The following is a 16787-nucleotide window of genomic DNA, read 5'->3' on the forward strand; positions in this document are numbered from 1 at the left end:
GCGTACTGACATGGACCACATCATCTTCCTGACTGGCCGGCTCGCCGAAAAGAGCCTGATCCGTGTGCTGGAGAGCATGGCGCCGGCGCCGTTCAGTTGGGAGATCCGCGAAATCGGCCTGCAGGTCGCCGCGCTGATGACCGCCGACATGATCCGCCGCCGCGTGCCCGCTCCGCTCGGGGCACAGCGCGTGATCGTGCCGGGGCGTTGCCGGGGCGATCTGGCGGCGTTGACTGAGCATTTCGGCGTGCCGTTCGAACGCGGCCCGGAAGAGGTGAAGGACTTGCCGCAATTCTTTGGCCACGAGGCGCAGCCGTTCGATCTGTCGCATTACGAGACGGAGATTTTCGCTGAGATCGTCGATGCGCCGCGGCTCAATCTCGACGGCATCGCCGCGCGTGCGCGCGAATATGCAGCGCAGGGCGCGGATGTGATCGACATCGGCTGTCTGCCGGAAACGCCGTTTCCGCATCTCGAGGATGCGGTACGGCGGCTCAAGTCCGAAGGTTATCGCGTCAGTGTCGATTCGATGCAAACCGACGAACTGCTGCGCGGCGGCCGGGCGGGTGCGGACTATCTGATGAGCCTGAACCTCGATACGCTATGGGTCGCCGACGAGGTGCCGTCCACGCCGATCCTCGTTGCACGCGACCCGCGCGACCCCGCTTCGCTCGACACGGCCATCGAACAGTTCGCCGCGCGCGGCCGCGCGTTTCTCGCCGACCCGATTCTCGATCCGATTCCGTTCGGTCTCGCGACGTCCATCGCGCGTTATGTGAGGCTGCGCGAGCGCTATCCGGACGTGGCCATCATGATGGGCATCGGCAACGTCACTGAACTGACCGAAGCGGACACGAGCGGCATCAACGCGGTGTTGCTCGGCATGGCGGCGGAGCTTCGCGTGAGCGCGGTGCTCACCACCTCCGTGAGCCTGCACGCGCGGCGCGCCGTGCGCGAAGCGGATGTCGCGCGCCGCGTGATGCACGCCGCCCGCGAGGCGCAGGTATTGCCCAAGGGCATCAACGGCGATCTCGCGACCGTCCATGCCAAGCGCCCGTTTCCCTATAGTGCCGCTGAAATCGACGAATTCGCCCACGACGTGCGCGATCCCAACTTTCGGGTACAGGTCAGCAGCGACGGCATTCATGTCTACAACCGCGACGGCCATCTGCGCGCCGGCGATCCATTCGAGCTTTATCCGCAGCTTCATCTCGAAGCCGACGGCGGCCACGCGTTCTATATGGGCGTGCAACTCGCTCGCGCGGAAATCGCGTGGCGGCTCGGCAAACGCTTCGACCAGGACCAGCCGCTCGACTGGGGTTGCGCGACCGACCGTCCCGAACAGGATCTGTCCGCGTGGTGCGCGCCCGGTGAGACGATGAAGAAACGTTGAGCGCGCACGCAGTTCGGTTCGCTTAGCGTGCCGCGGCGAGAGCCGCTTCGCTCTCTTCGTTGGCTTCGTCGGTTTCGCTCACCGCTGTGAGTTCGCCGCGCATCTCGCCGATGGCCTGCGCATAGTCGTCGGCGCCGAACACCGCCGAGCCCGCCACGAACACATCCGCGCCCGCCGCCGCGATCCGCGCGATGTTCGACGCCTTCACGCCGCCGTCCACTTCGATCAGCAACTGCCGTCCCGTGCGCTGCATGGTTGCATCGACGCGTTCGCGCAACACGCGCAACTTCTCCAGCGTCTCGGGAATGAACGCCTGCCCGCCGAAACCCGGATTCACCGACATCACCAGCACCACGTCGAGCCGCTCGATTACATGATCGAGCACCGCGAGCGGCGTGGCCGGATTGAGTGCGAGTCCGGCGCGCGCGCCATGCGTCTTGATGAGTTCGATGGTGCGGTGCACATGCAGCGACGCCTCCGGATGAAAGCTGATCGTATTCGCGCCCGCCTCGGCAAAGCTGACGACGAGCGGATCGACGGGCATGGTCATCAGATGCACGTCGATAGGCACCGCCGTATGCGGCCGGATTGCCGAGCAGATCAGCGGCCCGACCGTGAGATTCGGCACGTAATGGTTGTCCATCACGTCCAGATGAATCCAGTCCGCGCCGGCTGCTGTGACGTCGCGAATCTCGTCGGCAAGGCGCGCAAAATCCGCCGACAGCAACGACGGGGCAATCAGAAAATCACGCATGGCCATCTCCTTGCAATCAGTGATAGCGGTGTGCCATCGCCTCGAGCGGCAATGGCTTGATGCGCGGCGCCTGCCCCGCGCAGCCGAATGCCTCGAAGCGCTCGACGCAGACGGCGCGCGCGGCCGCCGTCGCCGCCTTCAACGCGGCGCGCGGATCGAACTCGGCGCGCGCATTCGCCATCGACTTGCGCATTGCGCCGCTCATCGCGAGCCGGATGTCGGTGTCGATATTGACCTTGCGCACACCGTGCGCAATGCCGCGCTGAATTTCGGCGACGGGCACGCCATACGTGGTGGGAATGTCGCCGCCGTATTCGCGGATTATCGCGAGCCATTCCTGCGGCACCGACGACGACCCATGCATCACGAGGTGCGTGTTCGGAATCCGCTCATGAATCTCGACGATCCGGTCGATCGCGAGAATATCGCCGGTCGGTTGGCGGCTGAATTTATACGCGCCATGCGACGTGCCGATCGCAATCGCCAACGCGTCGACGCCGGTTGACTCCACGAAAATCTGCGCTTCGTGCGGATCGGTCAGGAGATCGTCGCGCGTCAGTTGCCCCTGGGCGCCGACGCCGTCCTCCTCGCCGGCCGTGCCGGTTTCGAGCGAACCGAGACAACCGAGTTCGCCTTCGACGGATACACCCACCGCATGCGCCGCGTCCACCACTCTTCGGCTCACGTCGACGTTGTAGTCATAGGTCGCGGGCGTTTTCTGATCGGGCAGCAACGAGCCGTCCATCATCACCGATGTGAAGCCCGAACGGATAGCCTGCTGACAGACCGCCGGACTCGCGCCGTGATCCTGATGCAGCACGAGCGGAATGTCCGGATGCGCTTCGAGGGCCGCGAGCACCAGATGGCGCAGGTACGGTTCGCCCGCATACTTGCGCGCGCCCGCCGACGCCTGCAGGATCACCGGACTCGCGGTCTCTTCCGCGGCTTGCATGATCGCGTGGATCTGCTCCATGTTGTTGACGTTGAACGCGGGCACGCCGTAACCGTGCTCGGCCGCATGGTCCAATAGTTGACGCAGTGCTATGAAGGCCATTGCAAACTCCTCGAAGGTAATTCGAATCTCGTTGTGCCGTTTCCCGTTGTGCCGCTTCCTTAGTGCGGCTCCCGCGGTGCCGCTTCGTTTTGGCAGGAGATCATGCCGCGCGCTGCGTGACGCGTCGCGCTTCGTCCACCACGGCCTGCGCGGTCAGCTTGAAATGCTCGAACAGCGCGCCGGCGGGAGCAGATTCGCCGAAGGTGTCGATGCCCACCACGCCGCCTTCCAGCCCCACGTACTGACGCCACAACGCGCGCACACCCGCTTCGACGGCGACGCGCGGCACGCCTCGCGGCAGCACCGCATCGCGCCATGCGTCCGGTTGCCGGTCGAACACGCTCGTGGACGGCATCGACACGACCCGCGCGGCGATGCCCGCTTCGGCGAGCGGCGCGACGGCGTCGAGCGCGAGAGACACTTCGGAACCCGTAGCAATCAGCACGACCCGCGAGTGCGTTTGCGTTCGCGTGGGCAGGGAAGCATCCGGCCAATCACGCAGCACATAACCGCCCCGCTCGATTGCGTCGATCTGCTCTCCGCCGCGCGTGACGAACGGCAGGTTCTGGCGACTCAACAGGAGGCACGACGGCCCCTCGCGTTCAATTGCGCTCGCCCACGCGCGCGCTGTCTCGACGGTGTCGCACGGGCGCCAGACGTCGAGCCCGGGAATCAGCCGCAAGCTCGCCGCATGTTCCACCGACTGATGCGTCGGCCCGTCTTCACCCAGGCCGATCGAGTCGTGCGTGAACACGAAGATCGAGCGCGTCTTCATCAACGCGGCCATGCGCAGCGCGTTACGCGAGTAGTCGGAGAACGTGAGGAACGTGCCGCCGAACGCAACATGCCCGCGATGCAGCGCGATGCCGTTCATCACCGCGCTCATGCCGAACTCGCGCACGCCGTAGTGCAGATAGTTGCCGCCTTGCAGGCCGGCGTCGTCCGCGTGAATATCGATGGCGGCTTGCCAGTTGGTGAGGTTCGATCCGGTCAGATCGGCCGAGCCGCCCAGCAGTTCGGGCAACGCGCGAGCCAGCACGGCAATGGTCTGCTGCGAGGCCTTGCGTATCGCGACGGATTGCGCCGCGCTGTCCGCGTCGCGCAGCATCGCGCGAACCGTATCGCGCCAATGCGCGGGCAGCACGCCTTGTGTCCTGCGCTCGAATTCGGCGGCTTCATGTGGATAGTGCTTGCGATAGGCCGCGAACCGGCGGCTCCAGTCGGCTTCGGCCATCTCGCCACGCTCCCTTGCATCCCACAGCGCGCGGACGTCAGCGGGAATCGCAAACGGCGGATGCGGCCAGCCGAGCGCGCGCCGCGTGTTCGCTATTTCGTCGGCGCCGAGCGGCGCGCCGTGCACATCGTGCGTACCGGCTTTTGCAGGCGAGCCTTTGCCGATCACCGTGCGGCAGCAGATCAGCGTCGGTCTGCCGGCTGTGCGCGCTTCCTGCAGCGCGCTGTCGACCGCGTCGGCGTCATGGCCGTCCACGGCGCGCACCACATGCCAGCCGTATGCGGCGAAACGCGCGGGCGTGTCGTCGTTGAACCACTGCGCGACATGGCCGTCGATGGAGATGCCGTTGTCGTCGTAAAGCACCGTGAGCTTGTCGAGCTTCAGCGTGCCCGCGAGGGACGCCGCCTCGTGCGAGATGCCTTCCATCAGACAGCCGTCGCCGGCAAACACATACGTGCGGTGATCGACGATTACATGACCGGGGCGATTGAATTCGCGGGCGAGCAGCGCCTCGGCGAGCGCCATGCCGACCGCGTTGGCGAGCCCCTGGCCGAGTGGGCCCGTAGTGGTTTCGACGCCGGGCGTCACGCCGACTTCAGGATGTCCCGGCGTTTTGCTATGCAATTGACGAAAACGTTTCAATTCGTCGATTGGCAGGTCATAGCCCGTGAGATGCAGCAGCCCGTACAACAGCATCGAGCCGTGTCCGTTCGACAGCACGAAACGGTCGCGGTCGGGCCACGCCGGATTGCGCGGATTGTGTTTCAGATGCCGGTCCCACAGGGCCACAGCGATCTCCGCCATGCCGAGCGGCATGCCGGGGTGACCCGACTTCGCCGCTTCCACTGCGTCGATGGCAAGCATGCGCAGGGCGTCGGCCATCAGACGGGTATCAGGTATTGCAATCGATTCTGCGACGGCACTCATCGAATGTCTCCTTCGAAACTGGAAGCAGGTGTCTCGCTTCAACCTTGTGCGTCAAACACTCAGGCTCGCGAGCGCCGGTCGATCAGTTGCAGAATCATCGGCGTAAAGATCAGTTGCATGGCGAGCCCCATCTTGCCGCCCGGCACGACGATCACATTCGGGCGCGACATGAAGGAGTCGTGCAGCATCGTCAGCAGATACTGGAAGTCGATGCCTTTGGGCCGCGCGAAGCGGATCACCACGAAGCTCTCGTCCGGCTGAGGAATCTCGCGTGCGATAAACGGGTTCGACGTATCCACGGTCGGCACGCGCTGGAAATTCACATGCGTGCGAGAAAACTGCGGACAGATGTAGTTCACGTAATCGGGCATGCGCCGCAGAATCGTGTCGACCACCGCTTCATGCGAATAACCGCGCATGGTCTGATCGCGATGCAGTTTCTGAATCCATTCGAGGTTGATGGTCGGCACGACGCCGATCAGCAGATCCGCGTGCCGCGCTATGTCGATACGTTCGGTCACCGCCGCGCCGTGCAGACCTTCGTAGAACATCAGGTCCGTGTCAGGCGTCACCTCCTCCCACGGCGTGAAGGTTCCGGCATCCTGCTGGTAGAGCCGCGTTTCGCCTTCGTCGTGAACATAGTGACGAAATTTGCCAGTGCCGCTCTCGCCATAACTGGCGAACAGCGTCTCCAGTTCTTCGAGCAGATTCGCTTCCGGTCCGAAGTGACTGAAGTTCGGCACGCCATCGCGCTCGTGCTGCTTCATCGCTTCACGCATGCCGTTGCGGTCGTAACGATGAAAAGCATCGCCTTCAACGATCTGTGCATTGATCTTCTCGCGCCGGAAAATATGGGTGAAGCTCTTCATCACGGTCGTGGTGCCGGCGCCGCTCGAACCGGTCACCGCGATGATCGGGTGTTTGACTGACATGCGTGTCTCCGGATAGTAGTGTTGTGTTCGGCCGCTTTTCGCGAGCCTGGGTTTCGCGCGGTTACGCGGTGAAACCCGGCAGAAAAAGCGAGCGTCGGCCAAAGAGCGGCGACGTGAAGGGTTGATCTTCGCCACGGTCGTATTCGCCGTGGTAGCGACCAATGCGCTCCACTTCGTTGCGCGAGCCGAGGATCACCGGTACACGACCGTGCAGCGCGCGCGGCACGACGTCGAGAATGCGTTCGCGACCCGTAATCGACAGACCGCCCGCCTGTTCGATGAGAAAGCTCATCGGATTGGCTTCATACAGAAGCCGCAGGCGTCCTTCCATGACCGGCGTTTTTGTATCGCGTGGATACATGAACACGCCGCCACGCATCAGGATGCGATGCACCTCGGCGACCATCGAGGCGATCCAGCGCATGTTGAAGTCTTCGGCACGGCAGCCCGTGCGTCCGTCCTTGCATTCCTGCACATAGCGGCGCACGGGCGGCTCCCAGAAACGTTCGTTCGACGCGTTGATCGCAAACTCAGCCGTATCTTCGGGAATCCGGATGTTGGAATGCGTGAGCACGAAATTGCCGATGTCACGCTCCAGCGTGAAGCCGTGCGTGCCGTTGCCGACCGAGAGCACGAGCATTGTCGACGGACCGTAGACCGCGTAGCCGGCCGCGACCTGTTCGCGGCCCGGCCTCAAGAACGCTGATTCGCCGACCGGTCCATGCGCGTCAGCGGAACGATCATCGACATTGCGCATCACCGAGAAGATCGACCCGACTACGCCGTTGATGTCGATATTCGATGAGCCGTCGAGCGGATCGAACGCAAGCAGATAGTCTCCGCGCGGGTAGCCCGGCGGGATCGTGTAGACGTTCTCCATTTCCTCGGATGCCATCGCGGCCAGCAGTCCGTCCCACTCGCATTGCTGCACGAAGATTTCGTTGGTGGCGACATCGAGCTTCTTCTGTTCCTCGCCATGCGTGTTGATGCTCTGCGCCGAACCGTAATTGCCGCCGAGCGCGCCCTTGGTGAGCATCGCCGAAATCGACTTGATGGCGGCCGCGACGTCGATCAGCAGCGCCGAGAGGCCTGCGTTCTGCGCCGTTCCCGCCGCGCAGGGCTGGCGGTCGAGGGTGTCGATCAGAAACTTCGAAAGGGTCGTGCGTCCGTCTTGCATGGCGATCTCCTGAGGTTGTTCTGTTTCAGCCTGGCGGCGTCACGGCGCGCGGCGCGGCGGCGCCCGGCGCGGCGGCGTCCGGCATATCGGCGCCCGGCGCATCAGAGGACGCGGGCGGCTCAGCGCCTGCTGCGAGCGGCTCGGCGAATACGCGGCTTGCGCGAATGTCCTCGGCGGCGATCAGCGTTAGTGCGGTGGCGTCGATGGCCGCGCCGCCCTGCATCGCCGCGGCGAAAAGACGATTGGCCTGGCGCAGCCGCGAGCGGTCGAGCGCGTTGCGCACCGAGCGCGCATTGGCAAAGTTCGGCTGGCGGGTGCGCAGTGCGAGGTAGTCAGCGAAAGCGCGCCGCGAATCGGCGTCGAAGCGGTAGTGCATCGTCGCGAGCATGCGCTCGGCGATGTCGAGCAGTTCCGCGTCGCCGTAATCGGGAAACGTGATGTGATGCGCAATGCGCGAGCGAAAACCCGGATTGCTCTCAAAGAACACTTCCATCCGCGACGCGTAACCAGCGAGGATCACGACCAGATCGTCGCGCTGGTTTTCCATCGTCTGCAGCAGAATTTCTATGGCTTCCTGACCGTAGTCGCGCTCGTTTTCCGGGCGATACAGGTAATACGCTTCATCGATGAACAGCACGCCGCCCATTGCGCGCTTCAGCACATCGCGCGTTTTCGGCGCGGTATGGCCGATGTACTGGCCGACCAGATCGTCGCGCGTCACAGAGACGAGATGATTGCGGCGAATGTAGCCGAGGCGGTGCAGCACCTCGGCCATGCGCAACGCGACCGTGGTCTTGCCGGTGCCGGGGTTGCCCGAGAAACACATATGCAGCGTCGGCGCGCCGCCCGCGAGCCCCAGCGATTCGCGCGCGCGCTCCACGAGCAGATGCGCGGCGATCTCGCGAATGCGCGTCTTCACCGGCACGAGGCCGACGAGATCGCGGTCGAGTTCGCCAAGCACGTCGCCGATACCGGAATCGCGATAGAGCGCGGCGAGATCGATGTGCGGCGACAGTGCGCGGCTGTCGTGGTTCGCGCCGGCGTCGTCCCGTAGATCGTTCCGTGCATCGTCCCTTACTGCGGACGACGGTGCATCGGCGTCAATGGCGGCAGCTTCGGTCATGCTTTCTCCCTCCAATCATTACGCCTCAGTGGCGCTTTCGTGGTGCCGTTTCAGCGCGGGGAACGGTAGCGCTCGCCCGAAGGCCGGTCGCTCGCATAACCGGACAGCCCATAGCGCTGCACACGTCCCGGCCCATCCTCCCGCGTGAGGCGGAACCCCGGCTCTTCATCCGGCCAATTGACGATGAACGACAGGCGCATCGTCTCGAAGCCGCGCACCGAGTCGAACGCGTTGACCTTGATGTAGTGCTGCGGCCGTGCCGCGCGGCACGCCTTCACTTCCTGCAGCACGCCGGCCGCATCGTGCAGGTCGAACATCGGCAAACCCCACATTTCCCAATAGGTGTTGCGCGGATGCGGGTCGTCGGTGAATTCGACGGAGCAGGCCCAGCCCTGGCCCAGCGCATAGTCGATCTGCAAACTGATCTCCTCGTCGGTCAATTCGGGCAAGAAGGAAAACGTGCCTTGTGTAATACGCATGACGTACCTCGTGATTGATTGACTACAACGTCCAGACGGCGCACACGGTCTCCCGCGCAGTGCGTCGGCACTGCTGCAAACCTGCACCAGGAATCTCTCGATGCGCCGTTCAGGCCGCGGTCGGTGTGGCGGCGAAATCCGGCGAGTCGGTCGACGCGTAGTTGAAGCTCACGTCGCGCCAGGTGTCGAGCGCCTGCTTGAGCGGCCCGCACCAGCGCGCCGCGGCTTCCAGAATGTCCGGCCCTTCGTGAAGAATGTCGCGGCCCTCGTTGCGCGCCTTCACCATGGCTTCGAGTGCGACGCGGTTGGCCACGGCGCCCGCCTGAATGCCTCCCGGATGGCCAATGGTGCCGCCGCCGAACTGCAGGATCGCGTCGTCGCCGAACAGGTCGAGCAGTTGATGCATCTGCCCCGCATGAATGCCGCCCGAGGCCACCGGCATCACCTTGCGCAAACCGGCCCAGGGCTGCTCGAAGAAAATGCCGCGCGACAGATCGACCTCGTTGTGAGCCTCGCGGCACACGTTGTAAAAGCCCTGCACGGTCAGCGGGTCGCCTTCGAGCTTGCCCACCGCCGTGCCCGCATGCGCATGATCGACGCCCGCCATGCGCAGCCACTTCGCGATCACGCGAAACGAAATGCCGTGATTGCGCTGACGCGTGTACGTGCTGTGTCCGGCGCGATGCAGGTGAAGAATCATGTCGTTCTTGCGTGCCCAGCGCGCCATCGACTGAATCGCGGTCCAGCCGATCACGAGGTCGATCATCACGATGCATGAACCCAGTTCCTTCGCGAATTCGGCGCGCTCATACATGTCCTCCATCGTGCCGGCCGTCACGTTCAGGTAATGACCTTTGACCTCGCCCGTTTCCGCTTGCGCGCGGTTCACCGCTTCCATCGAAAACAGGAAACGGTCGCGCCAGTGCATGAAAGCCTGCGAGTTGATGTTCTCGTCGTCCTTCAGAAAATCGAGGCCGCCGCGCAGTCCTTCGTACACGACGCGGCCGTAGTTCTTGCCCGACAGGCCGAGCTTTGGCTTGACGGTCGCGCCCAGCAAAGGGCGGCCATACTTGTCGAGCCGCTCGCGTTCGACGACGATTCCGGTCGGCGGTCCCTGGAAGGTCTTCAGATAAGCAACAGGTATGCGCATGTCTTCGAGACGCAGCGCTTTCAGCGGTTTGAAGCCGAATACGTTGCCGATGATCGACGCGGTCAGGTTAGCAACCGAGCCCTCTTCGAACAGATCGAGTTCATAGGCGATGTACGCGAAGTACTGCGGTTCGGCCGCGTTGGACGCAGGCACCGGATCGACGCGATAAGCCTTGGCGCGGTACATGTCGCATGCGGTCAGCCGGTCGGTCCACACCACGGTCCATGTGGCAGTCGACGATTCGCCGGCCACTGCCGCTGCCGCTTCTTCCGGCTCGACGCCGGGTTGCGGCGTAATGCGAAAGAGCGCGATCACGTCCGTGTCTTTCGGCGTGTAGTCCGGTTGCCAGTAGCCCATCTCGCGATACTTCATCACGCCCGCGGCATAGCGCTCGCGAGGATTGCCCGCATCGCGCGGCTTGTGGATGGATTCGATCACCGGTTGACTGAAATCGTTCATGACGTATCCTCGATTGTGGACAGGCGCGCTGCCGGAAGAACGAAGCGCTTGAGTGCACTGTATGCAAGGACGTCATCAATGAGAATTCACGATTTTATTTGGCAGACTTAATCGATCCGTTATCGATCGCACATCGCGGAGCGCCGTTTCAAGAAGTGCGCTGAACTCGCAGGGTCGCTTGCCGACAAATTGCTTGCGGAGAAACCGTTGAGCGCTAAGTGACACGCGCAGCAGGGTCTTTCGCGCAACATGGAACACTTTGCTGCATTATCGGAACAGTGCACCGCGCGATGCGGTCATGCCGCGGCGATCGTGCTGCGGCCGTCGCGCCGAGCGCAGGAGTGCCCGCCGCCGCTATTCGGCGAACGCTGTATTGCGGCGCGGCATAGGCTGCTGGAGCCCTCGTTGCCCATCCGGCACGGAGCTTGCGTAGTCGATCACGCCAATGCAGTCCGGCAGTGTGCCGGGCGGACGGCGCAACGCTGTATCAACCGATGGAGGAAGCACCTTATGCAATGGACGACTCCGAGCTACACCGATATGCGTTTTGGTTTCGAAATCACGATGTATATCGCCACGCGTTAAAGCCCGCATGGGCCGCGCGATGCGGCCCCTCTGCGGATCAATTGTTAATCGTTAGCTGAACGGGCGGCCTTGAGCGCTGCCAGGACACGCGTTCCCCATCCATGATTCACGAAACGATCGTCACTACGGCAGCGTGCGATGGCCGTCCTCATATCGCGCCGATGGGAGCCCGTTACGAAGGCGAGTTTGTCATCCTCTCGCCTTTTCGTCCGTCCGTGACCCTGGACAATATCGTCGCCTCGCGCGCGGCGGTCCTTAATTTCACTACCGACGTCCGCGTATTCGCGGGCTGCGTCACGCATTGCGCGACCGATTGGCCGACGCTCGCGGCAACCCGTGTGGCGGGCGTGAGGCTCGCTGAGTCGCTTGCGCATGCCGAACTCGAACTCGACGAATTGCGCGACGACAATGAGCGCCCCGTGCTGCGCATGAAGTGCGTGCATCGCGAAACGCATGCGCCGTTCGCGGGATTTAATCGCGCGCAGGCGGCGGTGGTCGAAGGCGCGATTCTCGTGAGCCGGCTCTTCATGCTGCCGGCCGACAAGGTGGATCGCGAAATGGCTTACTTGCAGATCGCCATCGACAAAACCGCGGGGGACGCCGAACGCACCGCGTGGGGATGGATCACCGCGGCAATCGCGCAGCACCGCGAACGTCTCGCATCGCCTGGCGGTCAGGCCGCGTAGTCCGTAGCCCTCAGTCTTTCCGTCTTTTCCGGAGAACACCGATGACCGCATTGCTCGCGAGCGTCCGCTCGAACGATGAAGCGTTGGACGCCGCCCGCGCCGGCGCGGACCTTATCGATCTCAAGGAGCCGAACGCAGGCGCGTTGGGCGGTTTGTCGACCGGCGATATCGCACGGATCGTTCGCGAGCTTCGCGCCCGCTATCCGGTGAAGCCGATCAGCGCAACGATCGGCGATCTGCCGGCGGACGAGCTCGATGAAATCACTGCGCGCGTGATCGAAGTGAGCGACACGGGCGTCGATTATGTGAAAGTGGGCGTGACGCCCGGACCGGCGGCACGGCGCTGCGTCGAACAACTCGCGAATCTGCCCGCGGTCGTGGTGCCGGTGCTGCTGTGCGACGGCGGCATGGACAGCGAGCTGGTCTCTCACGCGGCGGCGCTCGGCTTTGTCGGCCTGATGTTCGACACTGCGGGCAAGGACGGCAGCACGCTATTCGATCATGTGGACAGCGACTCGCTCGCAAGATGGCTGCGGCTCACCCGCGAACGAGGCGCGATGTGCGGCGTTGCCGGCTCGCTCGGCTGGGCGCAGTTCGAACAGATTCGCGCGCTTGCGCCGGATGTGGCGGGCTTTCGCACCGCGTTATGCGTCGATGGAAGGCGCTCGCGGCTGGATCCGCAACGCGTCGCGCAATGGGCGGATGCGTTGCACCGGCGCTCCGGCGATGTGGGTACCGCCAGTATCGCGGCGGACGCTGTCGCGGGCGGCGCGGTCCGCGTATAACGAGCGCATTTATCGCCCGGGATGTCGCTGCGATCCATGCGGCGGCAGGCAATGCATCTGGCCGCGGCGCGGCTAGATCACCGGCATATTCAACAGCCGGTCGCGCATCAATTCCACGTTGTCCTTGTTGAAAAGCTCGACGACATAGTTGGCTTCGTTGACGTAATCGACAAAACGACGGTCGACCACGCCCGCGGCGGCAAGCGCCTCCAGTCGCTCGTTTCCCGAGATCGGACATGACTTCACGACGATCAGCCGCTCGGCGTTGAGCATCGTGGAGAGCCACGCGGCGAGGCTGTCGGAGGTGGTGTCCCAGTTGCTCATCGCGTCGGGCGTGTCGCGCATCAGCGCGGTCGGCACCCATACAGTGACATGCCCGTCACGCAGCGCGCGGCGAATCTTCGCCTCGCTCGAGGCAAGCACGAGTTCAGGCAGAATCCCTTGCATGAGAATCGCGTATTGCGTCATTGCAAGCAGACACATATTGTGCGCGGCGAGATCGTCGAAGCGCCATTCGCCCTGATATTCCCGCACCTTGTCCGCGAAATCGCCGCCACCCGGCACGATGACGATGCGCCCGCCCCCCACCTCGCATAGCTCCATGAGCCACTGGCGCAGCGCCGGCTCATGACTCAGGCTGCCCCCGATCTTGACCACCCACATGATCGTTGTCCTCGTTTGCGATTAACCTCGTTTGCTTGTCCGCTTGCCTGCCTGGTTGCCTCTGCGTTCGCCTCCCCGGTTGTAGTGTTTGCCTGTTTCGCTTGCCTGTTTCGCTTCCTTTTTCTCTGATGCCGGCTCACGCCGCCCGCGAAGCCGTGTCGACACTATCGCCGCCCTCACCGGCCTCCGCATGGCGCGTCGCCGCGAGCAGCCCCACCGCCACACTCGGCGCGCACGTCGCGGCCCAATCCGCTTTATCGCCCGCGCCTGCCGCCAGCGTGCCGAAGTCGATGTAACCGCGCGCCTCCTCGCGCGCCAGCGCCGCCACGACAAAACGTCCGCAGCCGGCGCCCACCAGCGGCGCGGCGGCAAGGCCAGGATGCGCCGCCGTCACGCGCCTCAGATTCGCGCCGATCTCGCGCAACTGCAGTTCGCGCCAGCGCATCGCGAACGCGCGCCATTCGGCGGGACTCGTTTCATGCGCATCGCGGCCGATCATTCGCGCGAGCCGCCGTCTGCTTGCCACTTCGGTTTTGGGTCCATTGTCTGCGCTCGGGTACAGGTCGTACTGCGGCCCGAGTTCGCCTGTGAGCCGGTAGACGTCCGCCGTGGTCGCGAACCATTCGTTCATCACGTTGACGGCCGCGCCGCCGAATTCGACACGCTGCGCGAGTCCGCACAGCGGCGTACGCACCACGCCCTGGTAGACGAGTTCGCCGGTCGCGAGCCGCCCGGCATCTGTCGATGCCCGCGCGACGACCCGCCCGCCCGCGATCGGAATGATGTCGGTCGTCGTGCTGCCGATGTCGATCAGCAGCGCATCCGGAACGCGCGTCGCGACCCAGCGCGCGGTCGCAAGCCAGTTCGCCGAGGCCACGCTGCGCCAGCCGGCCGCGCAGGCCCGCGGCGTCAGCCAGCCGGCCTCGCCTGCATAGAAAAGCAGGCGCGCTCCGAGCCGCTGCGCGAGCGCGGCGGCAATCGCCCGCACGCCTTGCGCGCGGTCTTCGAAAAGATCGACCATCTCCCCGGTCATCGTCACCGCGTGTCGTGCCGCATAAGTCTTCGCAACCGGCCAGCGTTCGAACGCGAGGTCGATGGTTCGCTCCAGGTGTTCCAGCCCCTGCCACAAAGGACACGCCCATTGCGCGACATCGAGGACGACGCCGCCCGCATCGGTCATCGACACTTTCACATGCGCGCCGCCGACGTCCCAGCCGAATACCGGCGCGGCGCTTCCCAGCCCGATACGCGGCGCGTTCATAGCCGCGCTCCGCAAGCGGGACGCGCGTCGAAAGCGCGTGCCGCCGCGGCCCTCGGTTCATCCGGTTCATCGGGTCCACCGGCTTCACTATGCACGCCATGCGCCGCCAGCAAGGCGGGCGCGAGATTGACGCCTGGCGCCGCCGAAAGACCCGCATAAGCCACCGTCAGGCGCGGATTGACTTCGATCACGACCGGCCCGCGCGACGGATGCCAAACCACGTCGATGCCGACAAAACCCCGCAGTCCCGCTATCGCCTTCGCGACGCGCTGCGCGAGCGTGCGCAACGTATGGCCCTGCTCGCCGGCCGTATCGATCTGATTGACTATTACGCCATCAAATTCGACGATGCGCGCATGCTGCCCCGGCGCCCTGGATCCGCTCAGGCCAATCTGCTGCCGGTTGATGCTGACGAGTTCGACGCGCTCGCCATGGCAGATCAGCGAAAGGCTCAGCGGCTCGCCGTCGACCCACTCCTGCAGCACCGGATTGCGCGCAGCCGCCGCGCGTGCGTCATATTCGGCACAAGCGTCTGCGAGATCGTCGAAGACAAAGGTATCGAGCCCGCCCGCGCCGTCGTCCGGTTTCACGACCCAATGGCCACCGGGTTGCGCCAGGGTTTCTCCCGGTTCGATGGCCGGCGTCGTCGCGATGCCGTGCGCTGCGAGGCACGCGGCGGTCGCGCTCTTGCTCGACGCAACGCGGATCGCTTCTTTCGCGCAGCCGAGCCAGCGCGCCGCGCCGACCGCGTCGTATAGATGCATCAGCAAGCCGTCGCATTCGGGCGCAATGATCCACGCGTAATCGTGCTGGCGCGCCACGCGCGCAACGAAGGCCGTCATCGATTCGCCGGGCGCGGCCATACAATGAGCGAGTGCGGGGTCGACGGTTTCGAAGCGCGAGCTCGCGAAGCTCACCTCGACGCCGTCCAGCTCACGTAAATCGGCGACTAGCGCGTCGCGCATCACGCGTCCTTCGACAATCAGCGTGCTCAGGTCGGCGAGGCTCCCCGCGCCGGCGACCGCCGGGTAGATACCGCCGCCGGTGAGATACTCGAAGACAAAGATCTTGGTCAAAGGATGCGCCCCTATGCAGGTGATACCGGTTCTCGATCTGCTCGACGGCAACGTCGTCCGCGCGGTGCGCGGCGAACGGACTGCCTATCTGCCTATCCGCTCGCCGCTCGCCGCCACCAGCGAGCCGCTTCACATCGGCCGCGCGCTGCTTGCTGCAAGCGGCGCCCGAACGCTCTATATCGCCGACCTCGGCGCAATCCTTCAGCATGGCGCTCACGTCGAGACGCTCGCTGCCTTGCGTGCCGCGCTGCCCGGCACCGACATCTGGCTCGATGCGGGCTATGCCGACTACGCGTCGATGCAGGCGCTGTTCGAACGTATCGACGCTAGCGGCCGGCGCAACGGCACTGACCCTCTCGCGCCGCACGATCTCGCGACGCTCGTGCCGGTGTTCGGCACCGAATCGCTGCGAGACATAACCGCGCTGCACGCCGCCGAAACGGCCGGGCTCTCGCCGATCCTTTCGCTCGACCACCGCGCCGGCCAACTGCTTACAGCCGAGGCATCGTCCGACATCTTCGAACTCGCGCGCTCATGGTGGCCGCGCAGAGTCATCGCCATGACGCTCGATCAGGTCGGCAGCTACGACGGCCCGGATCTCGCCACCTTCGAACGTATCCGTGCAAACGCGCCTGCCCATACGGACGTGATCGGCGCCGGCGGCATTCGCCATCGCGACGATATGGCGGCGGCGGCCCGCACTGGCGCTACCGCATGGCTCGTCGCGTCGGCGCTGCACGACCGCCGCATCGGCATGCCGCTCGCCGCGTCGACGTAGGCAAGCAAAACAAGTTCCATGCCAATCGGCCCACAAGGTGTTCGAGTAAACAAACGGCAAGCTTTATCGAACCGCGGGTGACACTCTGCTCCAGATCGACACACAACGTGTGCGGTGCGCAAGACTGGCGCAGTGCCGTTGCGACACGTTCGATGCAAGACGTCGTGCATCGAGCGGTCTCTGCTCCTTTAAGCAGAACGTTACATAAGCGCGCTCGGCTTCGAGGCGCGCCGCTGTTTTACGTTGCAGGTGGATCGGCATGGAGCTTGCT

General features: G+C 64.4%; 16 protein-coding genes. 5 read left to right on the forward strand and 11 right to left on the reverse strand.

Features of this window, described 5'->3' with window-relative positions; translation table 11 throughout:
* Window positions 1–10 precede the first annotated feature (10 nt).
* On the forward strand, window positions 11–1393 hold the full coding sequence (locus C0Z16_RS13305; protein ID WP_102632624.1) for a DUF6513 domain-containing protein: 1383 nt from the start codon (window positions 11–13) through the stop codon (window positions 1391–1393).
* A 22-nt stretch (window positions 1394–1415) separates the two neighbouring features.
* Here C0Z16_RS13305 and rpe read toward each other — a convergent pair whose 3' ends face one another.
* From rpe to C0Z16_RS13345, 8 genes are all read right to left on the reverse strand, one after another.
* Complete coding sequence (gene rpe / locus C0Z16_RS13310; RefSeq protein WP_102632625.1) at window positions 1416–2147, reverse strand: ribulose-phosphate 3-epimerase; 732 nt, start codon at window positions 2145–2147, stop codon at window positions 1416–1418.
* A gap of 16 nt (window positions 2148–2163) precedes the next feature.
* A complete protein-coding gene (fba, locus tag C0Z16_RS13315; RefSeq protein WP_102632626.1) occupies window positions 2164–3201 on the reverse strand; it encodes a class II fructose-bisphosphate aldolase in 1038 nt (345 codons plus the stop codon).
* 100 nt (window positions 3202–3301) lie between these two features.
* On the reverse strand, window positions 3302–5362 hold the full coding sequence (gene tkt, locus C0Z16_RS13320; RefSeq protein ID WP_102632627.1) for a transketolase: 2061 nt from the start codon (window positions 5360–5362) through the stop codon (window positions 3302–3304).
* Window positions 5363–5421: 59 nt separating this feature from the next.
* Entirely contained in the window at window positions 5422–6294 is an 873-nt protein-coding gene (locus C0Z16_RS13325) for a phosphoribulokinase (protein ID WP_102632628.1), read from the reverse strand.
* 61 nt (window positions 6295–6355) lie between these two features.
* Window positions 6356–7471 carry a class 1 fructose-bisphosphatase gene (locus C0Z16_RS13330; protein WP_102632629.1) on the reverse strand — a complete coding sequence of 372 codons (1116 nt, stop codon included), beginning with the start codon at window positions 7469–7471 and terminating at the stop codon, window positions 6356–6358.
* 25 nt (window positions 7472–7496) lie between these two features.
* Window positions 7497–8594, reverse strand: a complete 1098-nt coding sequence (cbbX, locus tag C0Z16_RS13335; RefSeq protein ID WP_102632630.1) for a CbbX protein — start codon at window positions 8592–8594, stop codon at window positions 7497–7499.
* A 50-nt stretch (window positions 8595–8644) separates the two neighbouring features.
* Window positions 8645–9073, reverse strand: a complete 429-nt coding sequence (locus C0Z16_RS13340; RefSeq protein WP_102632631.1) for a ribulose bisphosphate carboxylase small subunit — start codon at window positions 9071–9073, stop codon at window positions 8645–8647.
* 109 nt (window positions 9074–9182) lie between these two features.
* Window positions 9183–10682 (reverse strand): ribulose-bisphosphate carboxylase large subunit, encoded by a 1500-nt coding sequence (locus C0Z16_RS13345; protein ID WP_102632632.1) that lies wholly within the window; start codon window positions 10680–10682, stop codon window positions 9183–9185.
* A gap of 510 nt (window positions 10683–11192) precedes the next feature.
* Between C0Z16_RS13345 and pqqA the strand changes: the two genes are divergently transcribed.
* The 3 genes from pqqA (at window position 11193) to C0Z16_RS13360 (ending at window position 12738) form a co-directional block, all read left to right on the forward strand.
* On the forward strand, window positions 11193–11267 hold the full coding sequence (gene pqqA, locus C0Z16_RS13350) for a pyrroloquinoline quinone precursor peptide PqqA (protein WP_013342881.1): 75 nt from the start codon (window positions 11193–11195) through the stop codon (window positions 11265–11267).
* A gap of 101 nt (window positions 11268–11368) precedes the next feature.
* Window positions 11369–11953, forward strand: coding sequence for a DUF447 domain-containing protein (locus C0Z16_RS13355; RefSeq protein ID WP_102632633.1), 585 nt, complete (start codon window positions 11369–11371; stop codon window positions 11951–11953).
* Window positions 11954–11994: 41 nt separating this feature from the next.
* The gene (locus C0Z16_RS13360) at window positions 11995–12738 is read left to right on the forward strand and encodes a (5-formylfuran-3-yl)methyl phosphate synthase (RefSeq protein WP_102632634.1); all 744 of its coding nucleotides are present in this window, start codon (window positions 11995–11997) and stop codon (window positions 12736–12738) included.
* Between the two features lie 72 nt (window positions 12739–12810).
* On the opposite strand, the gene C0Z16_RS13365 is transcribed toward C0Z16_RS13360, so the two are convergent.
* From C0Z16_RS13365 to C0Z16_RS13375, 3 genes are all read right to left on the reverse strand, one after another.
* Entirely contained in the window at window positions 12811–13401 is a 591-nt protein-coding gene (locus C0Z16_RS13365; protein ID WP_102632635.1) for an amino acid kinase family protein, read from the reverse strand.
* Window positions 13402–13537: 136 nt separating this feature from the next.
* Complete coding sequence (locus C0Z16_RS13370; protein WP_102632636.1) at window positions 13538–14662, reverse strand: hydantoinase/oxoprolinase family protein; 1125 nt, start codon at window positions 14660–14662, stop codon at window positions 13538–13540.
* A complete protein-coding gene (locus C0Z16_RS13375; RefSeq protein WP_102632637.1) occupies window positions 14659–15738 on the reverse strand; it encodes an ATP-grasp domain-containing protein in 1080 nt (359 codons plus the stop codon). The genes C0Z16_RS13370 and C0Z16_RS13375 overlap by 4 nt, the downstream gene beginning before the upstream one ends.
* A gap of 13 nt (window positions 15739–15751) precedes the next feature.
* On the opposite strand from C0Z16_RS13375, the gene C0Z16_RS13380 reads away from it, so the two are divergent.
* On the forward strand, window positions 15752–16516 hold the full coding sequence (locus C0Z16_RS13380; protein WP_102632638.1) for a HisA/HisF-related TIM barrel protein: 765 nt from the start codon (window positions 15752–15754) through the stop codon (window positions 16514–16516).
* Window positions 16517–16787 lie beyond the last annotated feature (271 nt).

The organism is Paraburkholderia rhynchosiae (assembly GCF_002879865.1).
Lineage (GTDB): Bacteria > Pseudomonadota > Gammaproteobacteria > Burkholderiales > Burkholderiaceae > Paraburkholderia > Paraburkholderia rhynchosiae.

What these genes read in the sequence shown, in the direction of transcription:
- C0Z16_RS13365 (WP_102632635.1), bottom strand. Translation starts at nt 13,401, where the DNA reads ATGTGGGTGGTCAAGATCGGGGGCAGCCTGAGTCATGAGCCGGCGCTG.
- C0Z16_RS13330 (WP_102632629.1), bottom strand. Translation starts at nt 7,471, where the DNA reads ATGCAAGACGGACGCACGACCCTTTCGAAGTTTCTGATCGACACCCTC.
- C0Z16_RS13345 (WP_102632632.1), bottom strand. Translation starts at nt 10,682, where the DNA reads ATGAACGATTTCAGTCAACCGGTGATCGAATCCATCCACAAGCCGCGC.
- cbbX (WP_102632630.1), bottom strand. Translation starts at nt 8,594, where the DNA reads ATGACCGAAGCTGCCGCCATTGACGCCGATGCACCGTCGTCCGCAGTA.
- C0Z16_RS13380 (WP_102632638.1), top strand. Translation starts at nt 15,752, where the DNA reads ATGCAGGTGATACCGGTTCTCGATCTGCTCGACGGCAACGTCGTCCGC.
- rpe (WP_102632625.1), bottom strand. Translation starts at nt 2,147, where the DNA reads ATGCGTGATTTTCTGATTGCCCCGTCGTTGCTGTCGGCGGATTTTGCG.
- C0Z16_RS13370 (WP_102632636.1), bottom strand. Translation starts at nt 14,662, where the DNA reads ATGAACGCGCCGCGTATCGGGCTGGGAAGCGCCGCGCCGGTATTCGGC.
- C0Z16_RS13305 (WP_102632624.1), top strand. Translation starts at nt 11, where the DNA reads ATGGACCACATCATCTTCCTGACTGGCCGGCTCGCCGAAAAGAGCCTG.
- fba (WP_102632626.1), bottom strand. Translation starts at nt 3,201, where the DNA reads ATGGCCTTCATAGCACTGCGTCAACTATTGGACCATGCGGCCGAGCAC.
- C0Z16_RS13355 (WP_102632633.1), top strand. Translation starts at nt 11,369, where the DNA reads ATGATTCACGAAACGATCGTCACTACGGCAGCGTGCGATGGCCGTCCT.
- tkt (WP_102632627.1), bottom strand. Translation starts at nt 5,362, where the DNA reads ATGAGTGCCGTCGCAGAATCGATTGCAATACCTGATACCCGTCTGATG.
- C0Z16_RS13325 (WP_102632628.1), bottom strand. Translation starts at nt 6,294, where the DNA reads ATGTCAGTCAAACACCCGATCATCGCGGTGACCGGTTCGAGCGGCGCC.
- C0Z16_RS13340 (WP_102632631.1), bottom strand. Translation starts at nt 9,073, where the DNA reads ATGCGTATTACACAAGGCACGTTTTCCTTCTTGCCCGAATTGACCGAC.
- C0Z16_RS13360 (WP_102632634.1), top strand. Translation starts at nt 11,995, where the DNA reads ATGACCGCATTGCTCGCGAGCGTCCGCTCGAACGATGAAGCGTTGGAC.